General features: G+C 67.4%; 18 protein-coding genes. 10 read left to right on the forward strand and 8 right to left on the reverse strand.

The genetic code is table 11. The features are described from left to right. Positions 1-78: 78 nt before the first annotated feature. From P3H15_RS16865 to P3H15_RS16890, 6 genes are all read left to right on the forward strand, one after another. Complete coding sequence (locus P3H15_RS16865) at positions 79-807, forward strand: GntR family transcriptional regulator (RefSeq protein ID WP_276138292.1); 729 nt, start codon at positions 79-81, stop codon at positions 805-807. A 385-nt stretch (positions 808-1,192) separates the two neighbouring features. Continuing rightward, entirely contained in the window at positions 1,193-2,041 is an 849-nt protein-coding gene (locus P3H15_RS16870; protein ID WP_276138293.1) for an ABC transporter substrate-binding protein, read from the forward strand. An 11-nt stretch (positions 2,042-2,052) separates the two neighbouring features. Continuing rightward, complete coding sequence (locus P3H15_RS16875; RefSeq protein WP_276138294.1) at positions 2,053-2,787, forward strand: amino acid ABC transporter permease; 735 nt, start codon at positions 2,053-2,055, stop codon at positions 2,785-2,787. Positions 2,788-2,839: 52 nt separating this feature from the next. Beyond that, positions 2,840-3,628 (forward strand): amino acid ABC transporter ATP-binding protein, encoded by a 789-nt coding sequence (locus tag P3H15_RS16880; protein ID WP_072942507.1) that lies wholly within the window; start codon positions 2,840-2,842, stop codon positions 3,626-3,628. Positions 3,629-3,673: 45 nt separating this feature from the next. Then, positions 3,674-4,447 carry an SDR family NAD(P)-dependent oxidoreductase gene (locus tag P3H15_RS16885; RefSeq protein ID WP_276138295.1) on the forward strand — a complete coding sequence of 258 codons (774 nt, stop codon included), beginning with the start codon at positions 3,674-3,676 and terminating at the stop codon, positions 4,445-4,447. Further along, positions 4,444-5,199: an SDR family NAD(P)-dependent oxidoreductase gene (locus P3H15_RS16890; protein WP_276138296.1), complete on the forward strand. Its 756-nt coding sequence runs from the start codon at positions 4,444-4,446 to the stop codon at positions 5,197-5,199. The genes P3H15_RS16885 and P3H15_RS16890 overlap by 4 nt, the downstream gene beginning before the upstream one ends. A gap of 21 nt (positions 5,200-5,220) precedes the next feature. On the opposite strand, the gene P3H15_RS16895 is transcribed toward P3H15_RS16890, so the two are convergent. Continuing rightward, complete coding sequence (locus P3H15_RS16895) at positions 5,221-6,816, reverse strand: alpha/beta fold hydrolase (protein ID WP_276138297.1); 1,596 nt, start codon at positions 6,814-6,816, stop codon at positions 5,221-5,223. A 93-nt stretch (positions 6,817-6,909) separates the two neighbouring features. After that, on the reverse strand, positions 6,910-8,517 hold the full coding sequence (locus P3H15_RS16900; RefSeq protein ID WP_276138298.1) for a DASS family sodium-coupled anion symporter: 1,608 nt from the start codon (positions 8,515-8,517) through the stop codon (positions 6,910-6,912). A 246-nt stretch (positions 8,518-8,763) separates the two neighbouring features. On the opposite strand from P3H15_RS16900, the gene P3H15_RS16905 reads away from it, so the two are divergent. Together P3H15_RS16905 and P3H15_RS16910 are read left to right on the forward strand one after the other, a co-directional pair. After that, positions 8,764-10,311, forward strand: a complete 1,548-nt coding sequence (locus P3H15_RS16905; protein WP_276138299.1) for an amino acid permease — start codon at positions 8,764-8,766, stop codon at positions 10,309-10,311. A gap of 38 nt (positions 10,312-10,349) precedes the next feature. Beyond that, positions 10,350-11,375 (forward strand): glutamate ABC transporter substrate-binding protein, encoded by a 1,026-nt coding sequence (locus P3H15_RS16910; RefSeq protein WP_276138300.1) that lies wholly within the window; start codon positions 10,350-10,352, stop codon positions 11,373-11,375. Positions 11,376-11,423: 48 nt separating this feature from the next. On the opposite strand, the gene P3H15_RS16915 is transcribed toward P3H15_RS16910, so the two are convergent. From P3H15_RS16915 to P3H15_RS16930, 4 genes are read right to left on the reverse strand one after another with little or no spacing between them, the layout of a single operon-like run. Continuing rightward, the gene (locus tag P3H15_RS16915) at positions 11,424-12,107 is read right to left on the reverse strand and encodes a phosphonatase-like hydrolase (RefSeq protein ID WP_276138301.1); all 684 of its coding nucleotides are present in this window, start codon (positions 12,105-12,107) and stop codon (positions 11,424-11,426) included. Between the two features lie 43 nt (positions 12,108-12,150). Then, positions 12,151-13,860, reverse strand: coding sequence for a cobalt chelatase (locus P3H15_RS16920; RefSeq protein WP_346348784.1), 1,710 nt, complete (start codon positions 13,858-13,860; stop codon positions 12,151-12,153). Positions 13,861-13,870: 10 nt separating this feature from the next. Then, positions 13,871-14,839: an AAA family ATPase gene (locus P3H15_RS16925; protein WP_276138303.1), complete on the reverse strand. Its 969-nt coding sequence runs from the start codon at positions 14,837-14,839 to the stop codon at positions 13,871-13,873. Between the two features lie 10 nt (positions 14,840-14,849). Next, positions 14,850-15,683, reverse strand: coding sequence for an IclR family transcriptional regulator (locus P3H15_RS16930; protein WP_276138304.1), 834 nt, complete (start codon positions 15,681-15,683; stop codon positions 14,850-14,852). Between the two features lie 198 nt (positions 15,684-15,881). On the opposite strand from P3H15_RS16930, the gene xsc reads away from it, so the two are divergent. Then, positions 15,882-17,690, forward strand: a complete 1,809-nt coding sequence (xsc, locus tag P3H15_RS16935; RefSeq protein WP_276138305.1) for a sulfoacetaldehyde acetyltransferase — start codon at positions 15,882-15,884, stop codon at positions 17,688-17,690. Between the two features lie 187 nt (positions 17,691-17,877). Continuing rightward, on the forward strand, positions 17,878-18,633 hold the full coding sequence (locus tag P3H15_RS16940) for a sulfite exporter TauE/SafE family protein (protein WP_276138306.1): 756 nt from the start codon (positions 17,878-17,880) through the stop codon (positions 18,631-18,633). 51 nt (positions 18,634-18,684) lie between these two features. On the opposite strand, the gene P3H15_RS16945 is transcribed toward P3H15_RS16940, so the two are convergent. Beyond that, entirely contained in the window at positions 18,685-20,052 is a 1,368-nt protein-coding gene (locus P3H15_RS16945) for an MFS transporter (protein WP_276138307.1), read from the reverse strand. Further along, positions 20,049-21,320: a hydroxyacid-oxoacid transhydrogenase gene (locus tag P3H15_RS16950; protein WP_276138308.1), complete on the reverse strand. Its 1,272-nt coding sequence runs from the start codon at positions 21,318-21,320 to the stop codon at positions 20,049-20,051. The genes P3H15_RS16945 and P3H15_RS16950 overlap by 4 nt, the downstream gene beginning before the upstream one ends. Between the last annotated feature and the right edge of the window lie 11 nt (positions 21,321-21,331).

Below are 21,331 nucleotides of genomic sequence, written 5' to 3' on the forward strand. Positions count from 1 at the left end.
ATATGGGTCCCAGGTCCGGGATTGTCAGGCAATATGCATAATGGGTTTCAAGGAAGTCCTCACTCGACAAGGCGGATCATGGCGAAGTCACAGGCCACGGCTGACGGCACGGCGGCAGTCGCACCGAGCACTGCCTCGGCGCTGCTGCCGGTCGCCTCGACCACCCGCCGCGACGGCGTCATCGCCGAGATCAAGCGCGCGATCGTGCTCGGCGCCCTGCAGCCCGGCGAGAAGCTCACCGAGGCCCAGCTGTCGTCTTCGCTGAGCGTGAGCAGGCCCACCGTCCGTGAAGCCCTCAACCAGCTGGCCCAGGAGGGGCTGCTCGTGCAGGAGCCGTACCGCGGCCTGCGGGTGGCGTCTCTCGACGCCAAGGCCCTTCTCGACATCGCCGAGGCGCGCGTCGCGATCGACATGCAGGCGATGACGGCGATCCTCGCCGACGGCTCCGGCCGCCGCCTCGAGATGGTGATGGACAGCTGGCGCGAGTACGCGCGCCTCGCCTTCGACCCCGACCCGCTCGTCCAGCACGACGCCCACCTGCGATTCCACCGCAGCATCTGGGCAGCGTCGGAGAACTACCTGCTGCTGAAGCTGTGGCCGGTCACCGAGGCTCACATCACGATCGCGCTTGCGCAGGACCAGTTCACCCGGTCGGACCCCCAGCGTGCCTTCGAGGTCCACGAGCGGCTGGTCGACGCCATTCGCACGCGCAACCTCGACAAGATCCGGGCGGCTTTCGTCGCGCACACCATCGACAGCGCCGAAGAACTCGTCGCACTGATGGCGGCCGCCGAGGGCTCGGACTGAGCTTCGGGGCCCTTCGGAAGGCTGCGGCCGCCGAGATAACCCGAAATTTACACACCGCCGCCTGACGCGCACCGGCGCAGGCACGACCGGACAATCCCCAGCTCAGCAGCCCGCGGGCCCCTCTGCGCGCGACGGTTTTGTTTCGTCCGGGTGACGCCGAGTGGCCGAAGTCTCGAAAACCTTCTTCGACCTCTTGCGCTCCGTCTGATTGTTTGACAATCTTACGTAGAAGGAAATGCGGCGTGGATCACACTTTCGCCGACTTCCGCACCAGCCGAGCGATGGAGACACACGCGCTTCACTCGAATCGCCTCCCCGAACTCGGAATTCGGACAGTGCCGCCGCACCCCACGGCGCCTGCACCCTGCACACGAAGAGGGCAGTCATGCAAAAAAGCACCAAGAGAGTTCTCGGCGTCGCCGGCATCTGCGTCGTCGCCGCGGCATCCGGCTACGTCGGGGCCGGCCTGAGCAGCGGATCGGAGTCCGGCGGTGTCGGAGGTCCGCAGGGTTCGTTCATCGACGACATCAAGGATCGGGGGGAACTGCGGGTAGGTGTGGCAATCGCCGCGCCGATGACCGTCCAGGGCGCCGACGGAACGCTCGGGGGACCGAACCTCATCCCACTGCGGGCGCTGGCGGACCAACTCGGGGTGGAACTGAAGCCGGTGGCCGCCGAATGGAAGAACATCGTCGCGGGACTGCAGGCCGATCGCTACGACTTCGCCGCCAACCTCGACTACACCGTCGAACGGTCGCTGGCCATTCAGTTCACCGATCCGGTCTACGAGTACCAGGCGGTGTACGTGGTGAAGGCCGACTCGCCGCACACCACCGCCGAACAGATCAGGGCGGACGGGGGTGCCGTCGCGACCGCGCAGGGCTCCGCTCCTGAAAAGGCACTTCAGGAAACAGGATTGACCGTCATGCCGGTGGACAACTATTCCAACGCGCTCTCCGCCCTCCAGGCCGGTCGCGTGATCGCGGAGTTCGCCGATCTGCCGACCGCCGAGGCCCAGACTCTCGCCGATCCCAGCCTGAAGATCGTGGTGCCCAATCCGCCGATCTATTCCGCGTCGGCCGCGTACGGGATTCCCGCCGACACCGACACGCGGTCGCTGCAGATCATCAACATCGCCATCGAGCGTGCGCGCGAGAGCGGACAACTCGCCCGCGCCTACGCCGACGTCGACTACCACGAGATCGACGATCTCGGCGACCTGGTCAAGAAGTAGGGGTGGCAGCCATGAACTACGAATTCGATTGGAACGTAGTCTTCGACGCGTTTCCCCTGATGCTCGAGGGCCTGGTCGTCACGCTCGAACTCACGGTCATCACCATCGCGATCAGCATGGTCCTCGCCGTGCCCGTCGCGGTCGCGCGGATGTCGGAGATCGAACTGGTCCGCTGGGGGGCGCAGGCCTACATAGAGGTGTTCCGGTGCACCCCGATGCTCGTCCAGCTCTTCTGGATCTTCTACGCACTCCCCGCCCTCACTGGCCTGACGATCTCCGGATTCACCTCGGCGATCATCGCCCTGTCGGCGAACCTGACCGCATTCATGGCCGAGGCCTACCGAAGCGGATTCCAGGCAGTGCCCGTCGAGCAGGTCGAAGCCGGCAAGATGCTGCGCCTGACACGACTGCAGCAGCTGCGCTACATCATTGTGCCCCAAGCGATTCGGCAGCAGACGCCGGTCATCCTCTCGCTGAATATCTCGATCTTCAAGGATTCGGCCCTGGTGTCGACGATCGCGGTCGCCGACCTGATGTTCGTCGCCAACACGATCTCGTCCGAAACGTACCGTTCGCTGGAAGTCTTCACCCTCGCCGCGGTGATCTACTTCGCGGTCGCGTTCCCGGTCTCCCTGGCCACCAGCAATCTCGAACGACGCATGCAGCAGAACTCGGCACGCGGGGCAAGGGGCAGCCAGAGCTTCCTCAGCCGCATGATTCCCGGGCGACGGGTGGCGACGGCATGACGACCGACCACCGCACACCCACCGATCGCACGAACCGAACCAGAGGCCAGCGATGAAAACCCTCGAATCCACCGCACCGTTCCACACCGAAATCGGCGGCGTCCTCGTCTCCGCCCGCGGCCTGCAGAAGAGCTTCCACGGCCGCACCATCATGCGCAACGTCGACTTCGACATGCACGCCGGCGACATCACCGTCATCATCGGCAAGAGCGGATCCGGCAAGAGCACCATGCTGCGCGCGCTCGCCGGTCTCACCGAACCCGACGAGGGAACCATCGACTTCGACGGCGTCCGCGTCTTCGAGGACCAGCAGCGCACCGAGGCGTGGGCGGACAAGAGCTTTCACGTCGGCATGGTGTTCCAGACGTACACCCTCTGGCCGCACATGAACGTCCTCGACAATCTCACCCTCGCGCCCCGCAAGCGGCTCGGCATGTCCGGCTCGGAGGCACGGGACCGTGCCGAGTCCGCGCTCGCGGAGGTCGGGATGAAGCAGCACATCCTGAGCCGGTGCACCCAGCTGTCCGGCGGTGAACGCCAGCGCGTCGCCATCGCCCGTGCGTTGATGATGAAGCCGCGACTGCTGCTGTGCGACGAGATCACGTCGGCGCTCGACCCGCCGGTGGCCGCGGAGGTCCTCGAGGTGCTGCGGCGCCTGAAGGCCGAGGAGGGCATCGCCATTGCACTGGTCACCCACGACATGGCCTTCGCGTCGAAGGCGGCCGACCGCCTGGTGTTCTTCCAGGACGGCGAGATCGCCGTGAACACCACACCGGAACTCGCGTTCACCAGGTCCGACAACGAAGAGCTGAACAAGTTCATCGACGCCGTCCGGTTCTGACCGCACCACCCCCCGACACTCCGATCGAACGGGAGCAGCAAGGCCATGAGTCCAACCCAGACCATTCGTAGATTCGACGACCACGTCGTGATCGTCACCGGCGCAGGCGGCGGCATCGGTGCCGCGATCAGCGCCCGGTTCGCGGAGGAGGGCGCCCGCGTACTCGTGTGCGACGCCGCCGACGCGGCCGCCAAGTCCGTCGCCGAACAACTCACCGGGCGGGGTCTGCTCGCCGAGGCCCGGGTCTTCGACGTCACCGATCCCGAGGCGTGCGCGGCACTCGCCGCGGACGTCGTCGACAGCCACGGCCGGATCGACGTCCTGGCGAACAACGCGGGCATCAACCGCCGCGGCGACCTTCTGTCGCTGACCGAGGACGACTGGTCCGCCACGTTCGCCGTGAACGTCGACGCCCTCTTCCACCTGTGCCGTGCGGTCCTGCCGACGATGATCGAGGCAGGCAGGGGCGCCATCGTCAACACCGCGTCCCAGTGGGGCCTGCACCCGGCCCCGGGGCACGTCGCCTACAACGTCTCCAAGGCCGCGGTGGTCTCCTTCACCCAGAACCTCGCCCGCGACTACGCCCCGCACAACATCCGGGTCAACGCCGTGTGCCCCGGCGAGATTCGCACCCCGATGCTCGAGGCAGGCCTGGCTCGTAAGGGCCTGACGGTCGCCGACCTCGACGCGAAGGTCCCGTTCGGGAGGATCGGGCGACCGGAGGAGGTCGCCGCGCTCGTGGCGTTCCTCGCGTCGGACGAGGCCCCGTTCCTCTGCGGTGCGGCCGTGGAAATCACCGGCGCGCAGGCTGTCTCGTGAGCGCGCTCGCGGCAGGTCCGCTCGCCGGAAAGGCTGTCCTGGTGACCGGTGCGTCCCGGGGTATCGGTGCGGCCACCGCCCGCGTGATCCACCGGGACGGTGGCACCGTCGTCGTGCACTACGCGTCGAATGCGCACGCGGCGAAGAACCTTGCCGAGGAACTCGGCGGCACCCGGGTGCACCTGGTCCAGGGAGATCTCACCGACCCCGCCGCCACCCGCGACGTGTGGGAGGAGGCGGTGCGTGTGTGCGGGCGGATCGACGTGCTGGTCAACAACGCCGGTGCCTGGATCGCGTCCCCGATCGAGGACGAGTCCGAGTGGAACGAGGGGTGGACTCGCAACCTCGCCTTGAACCTCACCGCGCCCGCCGATCTGACCCGGTACGCGATCATGCACTTCCGTGAACACGGCGGCGGCGCCGTGGTCACCGTCGCCAGCCGCTCCTCCCATCGCGGTGACGACGCCGACCATCTGGCGTACGGTGCCGCGAAGGGCGCGATCCTGGCGCTCACCCGAGGTGTCGCCCGCGGGTTCGCCGGCGACGACATCCTCGCGTACGCGGTGGCACCGGGCTGGGTGGCCACCGATCTCGCCGACGACGCGGTGGCCGGCGCCGCCGCCGCGCTACCCCTCGGCGAGGTCACACCGCCGGAGGACGTGGCCGAGACGATCGCGTTCCTCGCGTCCGGTCGTGCCCGTCACGCGACCGGGGCCACCGTCGACATCACGGGAGCCGACTACGTTCGCTGACGGTCCGGACGCGGACCGGGTTCACAGCGGCGCGGTGATCGGCGCCTCGGGTGCCTCCGTGACGTTCGTGTGCCCGGTCTCGAGGTACTCGGTGACGGCCTGGTCGACGACGGCGTTGCCGCCCTGGATCCCGGCGCCGTGATCTCCGCCCCCGACGGTGACGAGGTTCGCCCCCATGTCCTGGGCGAGTCGAACTCCGCCCTGATAGGGCGTCTGCGGGTCCCGCAGGCCCTGCAGGACGAGCGGCGCCGTCGCCAGCCCCCGGTTGGTCAACGCGGGCGGCGCGACGACGGGCGGCGCTCCGGCGCAGAACGTTCCGGAGCTGTAGCCGTACCCGATGAGGTCGAAGAGGTCGCCGGTGACGAACGTGGAGAACAGCCAGCCGGGGATGCGGTCCGGCCGGGCCACGACGGTGTTCTCGTTGCACAGCACGAGCGTCTGCATCGTCTGCGACTGGAGCAGTCGCGCGTACTCCTGCTCCGTCAGGTCGTTCAGCCCGGCGCCCTCGGGGATCGCGCCGGGCCCGTCGCGGACCATCCGGGCCAGGAGTGGCCAGTTGTTCCGGGCGGGAAGCAGTTGCCGTGTCATCACGTAGATGCTCGACGACGTCTGGGTGTGCGACGGATGTGCGATGCCCCGGATGAAGGCCTCGAACTGGACCCGGGCAGGCCCGGTCAGATCGACCCCGCCGCGGTAGGCGTCGGCGAGCGATTCCAGGCCGGGCGGTACGTCACCGACCTGGGCGGGCGGCGGCGCGAGCGTCGGGTTGCCGCCCGCCTCCTCGACGATCCGGTCCGACCACCGCTGGTAGACCTTCAGCGGAGTGTCGCCGAGCCCGTACGTGTCGTCGTGGGCGGCGACCCAGTCCATGAGGTCGTAGAAGCGTTCCTTGTAACCGTCGTTCTGCTGCCACAGCACGTCGTTCCACAGCCACTTCTGGTCGACCGCGGAATCGAGGACCATCCGGCCGGTGTGCTGCGGGAACAGCGTCGCGTAGGTGGAACCGAGGATGGTGCCGTAGGACAGGCCGTAGATGTCGATGACGTCCTCACCGAGTGCGGCCCGGACCTGCTCCCAGTCCCGCGCGGTGTTCTCGGTCGTCAGGTGCGCCGTGGTGCCCGGTGCCGCGGACTCGCACGCGGCACGCGTTGCGGCGCCGCCGAAGCCGAGGCCCATCGCCGTCGTCTGCTCGGGGGACAGGGCGCAGTCGACGGCGCCGGCGTACGGGAGGCCGCGCGGTTGCACACCGATCACGTCCCACTGGGCGCGGACCGCGTCGGGCAGCACGTCGACGAACATGCTGTTCGAGCCGATCGCGTCGCCGCCCGGCCCACCGGGATTGGTGAACAGCACGCCTCGCCGCGCGGCGGGATCCTCGGCGCGGTGGCGCGTGACGAGGACGTCGATCGTGCCGGCGGCCGGATCCGCATAGTTGCGGGGCACGGTGACCGATCCGCACTGCTCGGACGCCGGATCGAGTTCGTATTCGGCCGGGCAGGGCCCCCAGTCGAGTTCGTCGCTCGGCGCCGGCTGCGCGGCGGCGAGCGGTGTGACCCCCGCCGCGAAGACGACGCCGATACCGACGGCCAGGGCCGCTCGTCCGAAGATCCCCCGCATACTCCCGCTGCCCCCTCGTCGTGTGGCGATCGTTCCGCGGCCAGTCTCTCAGATCTCGTCCACTGCAGCGGCATGTGCGACCGCGTCCGTGCGTCAGCCGGCGCCGAGACCGACCACGGCGACCATCAGTGGCAGCAGGACGATGATCAGGATGCCGCCGATGATGTCGAACGTGATGCCGCTTCGGATCATCGTGGTGATCCGTACCGCTCCGGAGCCGTAGACCACGGCGTTCTGCGGCGTCGACACCGGCAGCATGAAGCCGAACGACGCGGCGAACGTGGCCGCGAGGGCCGGGACGAACGGGTTGACCCCGGCCGCGATCGCCACCGGAATCACGATCGGCACCACGACCGCCGCGGACGCCGTGTTGCTCGTCGTCTCCGACACGGCGATGGCGAGTAGCACGGCGAAGATCGTGATGGCGACGACGCTCGTCAGGCCCAGCGAATCGGCGACGGAGGTGCCGATCGTCTCGGCGAGACCGGTGTCGGCGAGCAGCGACCCGAAGATGATGCCGGTGCCGAACAGGACGATCGTGCCCCAGTCGATCTGCGCCGCGTCCCGCCAGCGCAGGGTGAACTCGCGTTGTTCCCAGTCGGTCGGCAGCAGGAACAGCAGCGCCGCCCCGAACACCGCCACCATGCCTTCGTCGAGGCGGTCGCTGATCGTCGCGTAGAGGTCGGAGTCGTTGCCGGCGATCACCGCGACGACGCCGGGCAGGATCCACAGCGTCACCGTCACCCCGAACGCGATGAGCGTGTTCTTCTCGGCACGGGACAGGGGGCCCATTTCGGCGCGCTGCTCCTCCAGGTAGTCGGAGACGCCTTCGATGCGCCGGATCTCCGGCTTGTTGAGGCGCAGCAGGATGAAGGTGAGCGCAATGAACATCACCAGGCAGATCGGGACGGCCATGGTCATCCACTGCCCGAAGGTGATCCGCTCCCCGGTGGCCTCCTCGATGAGCCCCCGTCCGATGAGGTTCGGGGGGCTCCCGACCGGCGTCAGCAGGCCGCCCACGCTGGCGCCGTACGCGAGCATCAGCATGATCGCGGCGCCGACGCGGAGCCGCAACGGGTCGAAGTCCGGAGCGACCACGCCGCGGTGCTGCATCACCTTGGCGATGACGCCGAGGATGCCCATGGCCGTGGGCAGCAGCATGGCCACCGTCGCGGTGTTGGACACGAACGCCGACAGCCCGCACGTGATGACGCCGAACGCGACGATGACCCCGATGGTGGACTGGCCGACCCGCGGCAGCGTCAGGATCCGGAACGCGAACCGCCGCGCCACGCCGTGCTCGAGCATCGCCTGGGCGAGGATGAACGCGCCGATGAACGTGAAGATCGTCGACGACCCGAACGCCGAGAGGACCTCGTCGGCAGGCGCCACCCCCAGAAACACCACGACGGCCACACCGAGTAGCCCGCCGATCGGGATCGGCACCGCCTCGGAGACCCACAGCACGATGACGCCGAGCAGGACGCCTGCCAGCGTCTGCTGGTTCGGCGGAATGTCGAGGGGTAGGGCGAGAAATCCGATGGTGATCAGCGGCGCGAGAAAGAGCCCGATCGTGCGGCGGCCCTTCTCGAATCGCTCCTCCGCGGGCGAGAGGTGCTGTTCGCCGAGGCTGCGGTACGTCGAGTGTCCGAGCAACGCCTTGTCGACGTCGGTTCGGTCGCCCTGGTTGTCGGTGGTCATGGCGCCTCCCGCGGCGACGTGGATCGGTACCGAAGTAGTAGTACCCGTCGGGAAGGGCGTTATGCGCTGGTCCCTCCCTCGCCCCCGGATCTGGCTCTGGGCGGGTGCTGTTTCCGAGTCGTAAGGTGAGGTGACTCACCAAATGAGTGATGTGGATCACACCTGCTCGGTGCCCGCCTTGCACCCGTCCGGCGACGGACGGCCGCAGACAGCCGGCGCGCTCGATCAACGCCCTCTGGAGGAAATGTGGACAGTACCGTTCCCGAACACACCGACAGTTCCGGTCTCGGAAAAGGCCTGAAACGCCGGCACATGAACCTGATCGCCCTCGGTGGCGTGATCGGTGCCGGCCTGTTCGTGGGCAGCGGCGTCGTCATCGGCGGTGCGGGACCTGCCGCGATCATCTCCTTCCTGCTCGCGGGCATCATCACGTTGCTGATCATGCGGATGCTGGCGGAGATGGCGGTGGCCAGGCCGGTGGTCGGATCGTTCTACGTCTACGCTCGCCAGGCGCTGGGCCGTCGGGCCGGGTTCGCGACGGGGTGGATGTACTGGTACTTCTTCGTCATCGTTGTTGCGGTCGAGGCCATCGCCGGCGGCCGGATCCTGCAACTGTGGATCCCGATGGTGCCGCTGTGGATGCTGAGCCTGGGGCTGATGCTGCTGCTGACGGCCACCAACATGGTGTCCGCCCGCTCCTACGGCGAGTTCGAGTACTGGTTCTCCTCGATCAAGGTGGTCGCGATCGTCCTGTTCCTCGGGATGGGCGCCCTCTGGATCACCGGGCTGTGGCCCGATTCGACGCCGGGGCTCGGCAACCTCGTCAGTCACGGCGGATTCACCCCGCTGGGCTGGGGAGCGGTGCTCGCCGCGGTCGTCCCCTGCGTCGCCTTCTACACCGGGGCCGAGATCGTGACGATCGCCGCCGCCGAGTCGGAGGAACCGAAACGTGCTGTCGCCCGGGCCATGCGGTCGATCGTGGCGCGGATCGTGACGTTCTACGTCGGGTCGATTCTCGTGGTCGTCACGATCCAGCCGTGGGACACCGAGAGCGTCGGTGTCAGTCCGTACGCGTCGGTGCTCGAGGTGCTCGGCATTCCCGGCGTCGCCACGATCATGAACTTCATCGTCCTCACCGCGGTACTCTCCTGCCTGAACTCCGCGCTGTACACCACGTCACGAATGTTGTTCGCCCTCACCCGGAACGGCGATGCGCCCAAGTTCTTCACCAAGCTCTCCCGCAACGGGGTGCCGCGTCGCGCGATTCTGCTCGGCACGACCATCGGCTACATCTCGGTCGCCTGCACGTACGTGTGGGGCGACATCGTGTTCAACTTCCTCGTCAACTCCTACGGCGCCGTCGCGCTGTTCGTGTACCTGTTGATCGCCGTCTCCCAGGTGGTGCTCCGCCGGCGGCTCGAGCGCGAAGATCCCGCGGCACTGCAACTCCGGATGTGGCTGTTCCCCTGGCTCAGCTACGCCACCATCGCGCTGATGGCCACGGTCATCCTCGCGATGGCCTTCCTCCCGAGCACCCGCTCGCAGTTCCTCATGAGCGGTCTGACGTTGATCGCCATCCTGATCAGCTACGAGGTGCGCAGGCGGCTCGGCAAGGCCGGTGTCGACGACGAATCGCTCTCCGCCGCTCCCCCGGTCGGTTCGGCGGACGAGTCCGTCTCGCAGGCCGAGAAGCGCATCGAGTCGGTGGAGACGTTCGGCGGCTCGGACATCGAACTGGCCGCGGCGGCGCAACAGGAGCCGAATTCCCATCGCCACCACCGGAGGCAGTCGTGAACACCCATGCGGTGACCTGATCGAACGCGCAGCAGCCGATGACCAGATCGCGGAGACGAACCCCGGCCGGCCCGCTCCTGCGGCGCCGGGCGGCGCTCGTCGCGGCAGTGTCTCTGTGTGTGGTGGGTGTGGCGTGCGCGGCCCCCTCGGCGCTGCCCCCACCCCTCGCCGGCGACTATTCGCAGTACTCGCTCCCGGACGGTTCCGAGATCCTGCCGTCCACGGCTGTCGTACCGCCGCTCCCACCGGATCCCTCCTCCTGCGGTGCGCTGTCGAGTCTGCGGCCCGACCCCGGTCTGCGGCCGGAGACGGCGCCGCCGGGGTCGGCGCTGGCCGCGATCGTCGCGCGGGGACGGCTGATCGTCGGAACCGACCAGAACACGAACCTGTTCAGCTTCCGGGACCCGTCGACCGGCACGCTGTCGGGGTTCGACGTGGACCTGGCGCGGGAGATCGCCCGCGACCTCTTCGGCGACCCGGACAAGGTGGAATTCCGTCTGCTGACGTCGGCCGGCCGCTTCGATGCACTGGAAAGAAACGACGTGGACCTGGTGGTTCACGCCACGTCCATCACGTGCGAGCGCGCCACCCGGGTCGGATTCTCGTCCGTGTACTTCGAGGCGTTCCAGCGACTACTCGTACCGGAGGGATCCGGCATCACCTCTCCCGCGGACCTGGCCGGCAAACGTGTGTGCACCTTCATCGACACCACGTCCCTCGCCACGATCCAACGGGTGGCACCCGAAGCCACGATCGTGGCCGTCCCTGACTGGGACGATTGCCTGACCACGTTGCAACTGGGCCAGGCAGACGCAGCGACCACCGACAACTCCATCCTCGCCGGCCTCGCAGCGCAGGATCCGAACCTCGAGATCGTCGGCCCGAATCTGGAACTGGAGCCGTACGGCGTCGTCGCGAACAAGAACAACGACGCTCTGGTCCGCTTCGTGAACGGAACCCTGGAACGGATGCGCGAGGACGGGACGTGGAATCGCCTGTACGACCGGTGGCTGGGCCTGCTGGGGCCGACGGCGGGTCCACCGGCGCCGAGTTACCGGGACTGACGGGTCACGGGCCGGCCCTGCGCGGCAGGACCGGCCCGCACTCGTCGATCAGCCCAGCAGTTCGGGGATCTTCGCGGCGCTCTCCAGGATGTGCGTGTGAGGCTCCGGGCGCAGCGTCGCGGCGTCGTGGGCGCCGGTCAGAACGCCGACCACGTACCGCGCCCCGGCGTTCGTGCCCGCGCGCAGATCGTTGGGGGTGTCGCCGCCGACCAGGACCTCGTCGACGCTCTGCACGCCCGCCAGTTCCATCGCACGGAAGATGAGATACGGCGACGGCCTGCTCATCCGCACCTGGTCGCTGGTGATCACGCCGTCGATGTCGCGCCCGATCTCCCAGCCGACCTGCTCGAGCAGCGGCTGTGCGATCTCGCGCGAGTATCCGGTCTGGAGAACGACCTTGACGCCGCGCTGCCGCAGGGTGCCGAACGCGTCGTGGACTCCCGGCAGTGCGGTCGGAGGTGTCTTCCGATACGCCCCGAGAAGCATTGCGGTGAACTCGGATTCGACGGAGTCGAGAACGGCCGTGTCGGCCGGGGCTCCGCTCTCGCGCAGCAGTCCCTCGATGGCCTGCCGCTTGCCGGTGCCCTTCCAGCGGTCGAAACGGTCGTCCGGAATCGGTCCGCCGAGGTAGTTCTCGACGGTCTCGCGCAACGCCACGTACACGGCGCCGCCCTCGTCGACGCTCGTGCCGGCAATGTCCAGGGTGACCAGCGAAACCCGGGGTTCGGTCATGGGGGTGACTCCTTCACAGTTGAGCCACTCACAGGCGCGCCTGTCAGTGGGCGATCATCGACAGCACGTCGGCGATGACGTCGCTGTTGGTTCCGTGCGTCAGATCGAGCGTCCGGCAACGGTCGTAGTACGGGCTCAGATCCAGCCCGACGCCCAGGCCGTAGACCTCGACCGCGCGTTCGTCCTCGTGCCGTTCGACCACGACCTGGAGGTGGTGGTCCAGGTAGAACTCGTCGTTGGCCAGCGCGGTGGCGCCGTCCAGTGGGCTGCCGTCCGAGATCACGAACAGCAGCCTCCTGCCCGGGCCGCGGTCGCGCATCCGTGAGCACGCCCAGTCGACGGCCTCGCCGTCCACGCCCTCCTTGAACAGGTCGTCCTTGAGCAGTCCCGCGATGGCGGGACGCGCGCGGCGCCAGGTGGTCTCGGCGTCCTTGAACACCAGCTGCCGGACTTCGTTGAGACGTCCCGGATCGTCCGGACGGCCGGACCGGAGCCAGTCCCTGCGGGCCCGGCCGCCGTTCCACGCGGTGGTGGTGAAGCCGAGGATCTCGCACCGGGCGTCGGCCAGTTCCAGCGCCCGCGCGAACACGTCGACCAGAACGGCGACCGGTTGGCTGAACTTCTTCATCGAACCGGAGCAGTCGATGAGGAAGGTCACCGTCGCGTCGTTCCTTGGTTCGGTGCGTTCGGCGCGGAAGAGTCTGCGTTCGGTGGGCGAGGTGACGAGCTGGGCGAGCCGGCGACCGTCGATGTAGCCCTCGTCGCGGCCGCCCTCCCAGCCGTCGCGGGTAGGTTCGGACAGCAGGAACTTCAGCTGCCGTCCCAGCTTTCGGACGTTGAGACGTTTGTCTTCGATGCCGGCGTCGAGGCACCGGCGGAAGTCCCGGAGCAGTTCGGGCCGGACGAGGGACGTGATCTGCCGGGTCTCGTCGTAGGCGCGGGTGAACACGCGGTACCCGTCCCCGCCGTCACCCAGTGCGCGGCTGTGCCCCGATGCGGCCGTCGCGAACGCGTCGTTCTCGTCCGGCTCGAAGTCGAAGAGCAGGGAGAACGTCGCGGCACGGTCGCGCCTCGTGTCGCCCGATTCGTCCGCGTCCGCGGCCTGCTCCAGTCGACGGCCGATCACGTCGGCGATCGCCCGCGCTTGCACCGCGAAATCCGATTGCGAGTGCCGGGTTCGGCGTAGCTGCGGAAGCTGGTCACCGAGAACGGAGGCGAGGCCGAACCGGGTCGATTCGATCAGATCCTGCGTGGTCTCGGGTATCGGCTCGGCGGTGATCCGTGCCCGGCACATCTGTATCACCGTGAACAGCAGCATGCCGTGCACGGTCTCCGTCAGGCCGGACGCCACGAACTCCTGCGACCACCGCGAAAATCGGTGGGCGAGATTCGCGCGCACCCCGTCCCACGCGCCGGCGGCCAGCGATTCGACGCGGAACTGTTCGAGGGTTTCGAAGATCAGCCGACTCGGCGTGTCCTCCGGGCACAGGCTGCGGTGCAGGGTGGGATCGGTGTGGAGTAGTCGCAGCGCCATGCCGTCGCCCGCACCGCGGAAGGAGGCGACGTCGGCGCGGTCGAACGACGGGTGCAGGTGCGGGGCGGGCATCGGCACACGCCGATGTCCGCGATGGAGTTCCGTTCCGCGGAAATGCAACTCACCCTGACCGGTCAGAGCGCGGATGCTGCCGGCGCAGAGTTCACGAACCTCCTGCCGACGACGGACCGATTCGGGGCACACGGGCAGTTCTGCCATCATTGCCCGCTCAGGCCGTGCTCGCCGCGAGCATCGCCGACCACTCGGGTTCCTCGTCGAAGCATCGCTGGAAGTACTCGGCGACGATGGGCCGCTCGGCCTCGTCGCACTTGTTGACGAACGACAACCGGAACGCCAGCGCCGGGTCGTGGAAGATCTCGAGGTTCTCGGCCCAGGTGATCACCGTGCGCGGCGACATGAGCGTCGACAGGTCGCCGAGACGAAAACCGTTGCGGGTCAGGTTCGCCACGGCCACCATCGACGCGATCAGCGACCGCCCCACGGACGGCACCCGCGCGGACACGATCTCGATCTCCTGTTCCGCGGGCAGATGATCGAGCGTCGCGACGATGTTCCAGCGGTCGATCTGCGCGTGATTGAGCCGCTGCGCACCGTGATACATCCCGTTGAGGTTGCCCAGGCCGACCGTGTTGGCGGTGGCGAACAACCGGAACGCCGGATGCGGAGACAGCACCCGGTTCTGGTCGAGCAGGGTGAGTTTGCCGTCGCGCTCGAGGAGGCGCTGGATGACGAACATGACGTCGGGCCGGCCGGCGTCGTACTCGTCGAGGATGAGCGCGACGGGACGCTGGAGCGCCCAGGGCAGGATGCCTTCCTGGAATTCGGTGACCTGCTTGCCGTCTCGCAGGACGACCGCGTCCCTGCCGATCAGGTCCAGTCGGCTGAGGTGGCCGTCGAGGTTGACTCGCACGCACGGCCAGTTCAGCCTCGCCGCGACCTGCTCGATGTGCGTGGATTTGCCGGTGCCGTGCAGTCCCTGCACCAGCACCCGGCGGTTGCGGTCGAACCCGGCGAGCAGGGCGGTGGTCACCGCGTGATCGAACAGGTACGCGGGGTCGACGTCGGGGACGTGGTCGACCGGTTCCCGGAAGGCCCGCACCGTCAGGTCGGTGTCGAGTCCGAACAGCTCACGCGCGGAGAGCACGTGGCTGGGTGCCGCAGTGGTCATTTCGGGCATGCGCCCTCCTTCAGTTCATGTCTGCCGTTCCGTCGTCCTGGACCTCGTTCTCGATCTCACCGATGGCGTCGGCCGCCCGCCGCAACGCGGGAAGCAGCTTGAGCGCCTTGTCGGGGGTGAGTCGCATGACCGGGGCCTGGACCGCGATGCAGAGATTGGAATTGCCTGTGGCGCAAGGGACGAGAACCGCGGCGCACACGAGACCGGGTAGGAACTCCTCGTCGTCGATGGCGTAGCCGTCGCGGCGGACCTGCTTGAGTTCGGTCTCGATGAGCTCGATGTCGGTGACCGTCTTGTTGGTGTACCGCTCGAGCGGCATCCGCCCGAGGAGTCGCCGGCGCTGGGCGGGGCTGAGTTGCGACAGGATCATCTTTCCGCTCGCCGAGCAGTGCGCGGGCACCCGCGACCCCGCATGGAGTGTAAACCGAAGGGGTTCGGAGGTTTCCACACGGTCGAGGTACACGACTTCGCTGCCCGACAGGGTGGTGACGTTGCAGCTCTCGCCGAGTTCGGCGACGAGGTTGCGGAGGATGGCGTGCCGCGCGCCGTGGTGGGTGTCGTTGAGCAGCAGGTTCTCGGCGAAGCGGCGCAGGCGCACGCCGGTGCCGTAGTGCCTGCCGTTGTTCTGCCGGGTGAGGAGTCCGGCTCCCTCGAGTTGCTGCAGCATGCGGTGCAGGGTCGGCTTGGCCATGCCCGTCTCCTCGACGAGACCCTGCAACGTGAACAGCTGGTCCTTGGACGCGATCATCTCGAGCAGCGCGAACAGGCGGAGCGTCGGTGTGTCTCCGGGTAGCTCCGTCGTCGGGTGTCCGTTCGACTCGTCGATCCGGTGAATCTCACCCACGGTTCCTCCTAGGCAGAACGGCGACGCATTCGCATCGGGTATCGAAAAATCATACATCTGGTTCCGGTTTTAGGAACATTCATTGACGAAGCGTGTGACGTGGCCTACTGTCACTGCAGATCACAAAATCACGAACGAAACGTTCCGATTTTTGACATTCTCGGCCGGTTCCGGCGCGCCCCTGAAGGAGGATCACACATGACCAAGAAGAAGAACGGTGCCGATCGCACCGCTGTTTCCGGCGTACAGAAGATGACACCGTCGGAGGCGTTCGTCGAGACGATGGTCGCGAACGGCGTAACCGACATGTTCGGCATCATGGGATCGGCCTTCATGGACGCGATGGACATCTTCGCTCCCGCCGGCATCCGGCTCGTCCCGGTCGTGCACGAGCAGGGCGCCGGACACATGGCCGACGGATACGCCCGGGTCAGCGGACGTCACGGCATGGTCATCGGGCAGAACGGTCCCGGCATCAGCAACTGCGTCACGGCGATCGCCGCCGCGTTCTGGGCGCACAGCCCCGTCGTCATCGTCACCCCCGAGGCCGGCACCATGGGTACGGGCCTGGGCGGCTTCCAGGAAGCCAACCAGCTGCCGATGTTCCAGGAATTCACGAAGTACCAGGGCCACGTCAACAACCCCAAGCGGATGGCCGAGTTCACCGGCCGCTGCTTCGACCGCGCGATGTCCGAGATGGGCCCGACGCAGCTCAACATCCCCCGCGACTTCTTCTACGGCGAGATCGAGACGGAGATCCCGCAGCCCACTCGCCTCGACCGTGGCCCCGGCGGGGAGCAGAGCCTGAACGAGGCGGCGGAACTGCTGGCGCAGGCCAAGTTCCCGGTCATCGTCTCCGGCGGCGGCGTGGTGATGGCCGACGGCGTCGACGAGTGCAAGGCGCTCGCCGAGCGTCTCGGTGCCCCCGTCGTCAACAGCTACCTGCACAACGACTCGTTCCCCGCCAGCCACCCGCTGTGGACCGGACCGCTCGGCTACCAGGGCTCGAAGGCCGCGATGAAGCTGATCAGCCAGGCCGACGTCGTGCTCGCCCTCGGCACCCGCCTCGGCCCCTTCGGCACCCTCCCGCAGCACGGCATGGACTACTGGCCGAAGAACGCCAAGATCATCCAGATCGACGCCGACCACAAGATGCTCGGCCTGGTCAAGAAGGTCTCCGTCGGAATCTGCGGCGATGCGAAGGCCGCTGCCGTCGCGCTCACCGAGCGGCTCGAGGGCAAGGCCCTCGCGTGTGATGCCAACCGCGAGGAGCGCAGCAAGAAGATCGAAGCCGAGAAGGCAGCGTGGGAGAAGGAACTCGACGAGTGGACCCACGAGCGCGACCCGTTCAGCCTCGACATGATCGCCGAACAGGAAGGCGAGGACGGCAATTGGCTGCACCCGCGTCAGGTGCTGCGTGAGCTGGAGAAGGCGATGCCGGAGGACGTGATGGTCTCCACCGACATCGGCAACATCAACTCCGTCGCCAACAGCTACCTCCGCTTCGAGAAGCCGCGCAGCTTCCTCGCCCCGATGAGCTTCGGCAACTGCGGTTACGCACTGCCGACCGTCATCGGCGCGAAGGCCGCGGCACCGGAACGGCCCGCCATCGCCTACGCAGGCGACGGCGCCTGGGGTATGAGCCTGGGCGAGGTCATGACGGCCGTCCGGCACGACATCCCTGTCACGGCCGTCGTGTTCCACAACCGGCAGTGGGGCGCGGAGAAGAAGAACCAGGTCGACTTCTACAACCGCCGCTTCGTCGCCGGTGAACTCGAGAGCGAATCCTTCGCCGGAATCGCGCAGGCGATGGGTGCCGAGGGCATCGTCGTCGACAAACTCGAAGAGGTCGGTCCCGCGCTGCAGCGCGCGGTCGCCGCACAGATGAACGAGGGCAAGACCACGGTCATCGAGATCATGTGCACCCGCGAACTCGGCGACCCCTTCCGCCGCGACGCGCTGTCGAAGCCGGTTCGCCTGCTCGACAAGTACAAGGACTACGTGTAGTTCCACTACGGCGACTACGGGTAAATCCAACCGCTGCCAGCACGTGGCCTCCGGCGATCACGCCGGGGGCCACGTCCCGTGCGGTCCTGGTACCGACGATTCGACGCCGTCTGGACCTGTCGCTTCGCCGCCGCGACCCCCACACTTCTGACGGAGACCACGACGAACGGAAGCGGAGCAACAGGGTATGGCGGCAACGGTGTGGGATCTGTCGCTGCCCGCGCTCCTCTTCGCGCTCGGCATCGTGGTGGCCGGCGGCGTCGTCCGCGGCTTCGGGGGCTTCGGTGGCGCCATGGTGTGGGTCGCCGGACTCGTCGTCCTGCTGCCGCCGACGTCCGTGATACCCACCGTGTTCGTCCTCGAGGTCGTCGCCAGCGCCGCGATGCTGCCGCAGGTGTGGCGACAGGTGCACTGGAAGTCGTTGCGCTGGTTGTTCGCAGGCACCCTGATCGGAATGCCGCTCGGCATGTGGGCGCTCACGCAACTGTCCGGTGACCTGGTGCGCGTACTGCTCGGTGTCGCCATCATCGGATCCGCCGTCGCCATGGCCGCCGTCCCCGACCGGCAGTCGCTGCCGGGCCCCGGGGTCACCGCCGCGACGGGAATGGCATCCGGACTCCTCAACGGCGGCTTCGCCCTCGGCGGCCCGCCCGCCGTCCTCATGTACTTCTCCGCGTCCACCCACGTGGCCGCCGGACGCGCCTCGCTCGTCGTGTTCTTCCTCGTCATCGACGCCTTCGGCGCGGCAGGCTCGGCCGCCGGCGGCCTCCTCACGGTGCCCGTCCTCGCGCAGATCGCCCTGTTCACACCGCTCTGCATGTTCGGCGCCGCCGCGGGGAAGTGGATGTTCGACCGCACCACCGCCCACCAGGTCCGCCAGCGCGTGCTGTGGTTGCTCGGCTTCCTCGGCGCCGCCGTCCTCGTGCAGGTGGCGTTGCGGTAGACCGAGGCCCCGCTCTCGGTAGACCGAGGCGGGGCCACAGCAGCTTTGGTGTCAGGTCGCGGATGTGTGCGACATGGCGGCGTTGTCAGGGTGTGAGCTGCCGTCCCGGTCCTCCGTGTAGATGTCCCGGCGGCGGATTGCGAGCGTGCACAGCGTGCTGACAGCGCCCACCGCAACGATGTATCCCATGATCAGTGAGAGTCCTCCGCTCGCCGAGCCGAGGAGTGACGCGAGCACGAGCGGCGTCAGACCGGACGCGACGATTCCCGACAGCTGGTAGACGACGGAGATTCCGCTGTAGCGGACTCGGGTGGGGAAGAGTTCCGCGAACAGCGAGGACTCGGGGGCGTAGACGATCGGATAGAGGACGCCGAGGACCAGCACGATCGTGATGACGATGACGGCGGTGTCTCCGGTGCCGATGAGCACGAATGCGGGATAGGCTGCAGCCGTAAGGATCACGCTGCCCACCGCGAACACGTGTCTGCGGTCGTACCGGTCGGCGACCTTTCCGAAGACGGGAATGAAGACGATCATGGTCGCGGCCGCCGCCATCACTGCCAGCAGCAGGGTTTGACGGCTGAGGTGCAGCGTGCCGGTGCCGTAGGCGATCGCAAATACCGCCCACGTATTGAAGGCCACACCCTCGGCCCATCGACTGCCCATCCCCAGCACCATGTTTCGCCGTGACTGCGGGCTCTTGATCAGTTCCAGAGCGGGCACGGTGGCCTTCTCCTCCACCGTCTCGAGCTTGCGGAAGGCCGGAGTCTCCATGACCTTGAGGCGGATGAACAGGCCGACCGCCACCAGGATCGCGCTGAGCATGAAGGCGATCCGCCAACCCCAGTCCAGGAATGCGGCCTCGGACAGGGTCGAGTTGAGCGCCGCGAAGACACCCGTGCCCAGCATCAGGCCGATGGCGAGACCGATCTGCGGCAGGCTTCCGTAGAACCCGCGCTTACCGCGGGGTGCGTATTCGACGGCCATCAGGACTGCCCCACCCCATTCGCCGCCGATCGCGACTCCTTGCGCGAGTCGGAGCACCACCAGCAGAATCGGCGCTGCGATGCCGATCGTCGCGTACGTGGGGACCAGTCCGATCAGGCAGGTCGCCACACCCATGATCATCATGGTCGCGACCAAGGTCTTCTTCCGGCCGATACGGTCGCCGATGTGACCGAAGATCAGACCGCCGAACGGCCGGGCCATGAATCCGATCGCGAACGTGGCGAACGCGAGCAATGTGCCGACGATCGGATCCGAACTGGGGAAGAACAGCTTGTCGAACACCAGGCCGGCGGCGATGCCGTAGAGGAAGAAGTCGTACCACTCCACTGTCGTCCCGACGATGCTCGAGGCGACGACGGTACGGATCTCGGATTTCGAGGGATCCTTGTCGGTGTCTCGCGGAGTGGTCACAACGACTCCCGGAATATGTGTGTGAGGGCGTCCCTCGTCACCGGCCGGGGCACGACCGCCAGCTGACGTGTCTGCTTCATCGTGCCGTCGACCAGCGTGGTCAGGTGCTCTTCCCCGTAGCCGAAGGTTCGTAATCCCGAGGGCATTCCGATGTCGGTCATCAGCTCGCTCAGTACGTGCGCGAGCGCGTCCGCTCCGTCGGTGGCCGTGAACGTCCGGCCGGAGAGGAGCTCGGCCGCCCGCAGGTGCCTGCCTGGGTCGCTCGGGTAGGTCCATCGGAAAACTGCTGCGGCAGTGGCGGATACGGCCTGACCGTGCGGCACCATGGGCATCGGAGGATACCCCTCGGCCTGGTAGTTCTCGACGGCGCCGGCGACCGGGTACGCATTGGCGTGGGGCAGATGGGTGCCCGCGTTACCGAACCCTGTTCCCGCCGAGGTAGAGGCCAGCGCCATCTGGTAGCGAGCTTCCAGGTCCCGCCCGTTCATCACCGCGCGTCGCAGGTACTTCCCCACCAACGACAGGGCCTGCTCGCACCAGGTGTCACTGATGGGGTTGGAACCGCAGAAGGCGGGGCGCTTCATCGGGTCAGCGGGCGCGGGTTTGGCGTCGAACCGGACGCTGGTGTAGCTCTCGAGCGCGTGGGAGAGCACATCCATCCCGCTCGCAGCGGTGACCTGCGAGGGCAGCGTGACGGTGGTCAGGGGATCGACTATGGCGAGCGTCGGTCGCAACTTGGCATGACTGACCCCGGCCTTCAGGTGCAGGCCGAGGAAGTCGATGACGCAGATCGTCGTCGATTCCGATCCGGTGCCCGCGGTGGTTGGTATGGCGATCAGGGGTTTGAGGGGAAGCCACGGCGCCTTACCTCCGCCGATGGGCGGGGTCACGTAGTCGAGCAGTTCCCCGGGGTGTGTGGTGAGGAGGTTGACAGCCTTCGCGGTGTCGATCGCGGAACCTCCACCGACTGCGATGTAGGAGTCCCACTCTCGTTCGCGGGCGAAAGAGACGGCCTCGTCGATGCTCTGATCTGTGGGTTCCACTGCGACGCCGTCGAATACGTCCGACTTGATGCCTGCGGCGATCAGCTGATCGCGGACCCGGTCGGGGATCCCGGTGTTTCGAACTCCCGGGTCGGTGATCACCAAACAGGATTCCGATCCCAGTGCCGACAGCTCCGCGCCGACCTCGTCCAAAGCTCCGATACCGAATTTCAATGGGGGTGCTGCCCAGGTGAAGACGCTCTCGTTCTCGTTCGATCGGTACATCGTGTGAGACT

Origin of the sequence: Rhodococcus sp. T2V, assembly GCF_029269925.1 — a bacterium.
GTDB lineage: Bacteria > Actinomycetota > Actinomycetes > Mycobacteriales > Mycobacteriaceae > Rhodococcus_F > Rhodococcus_F koreensis.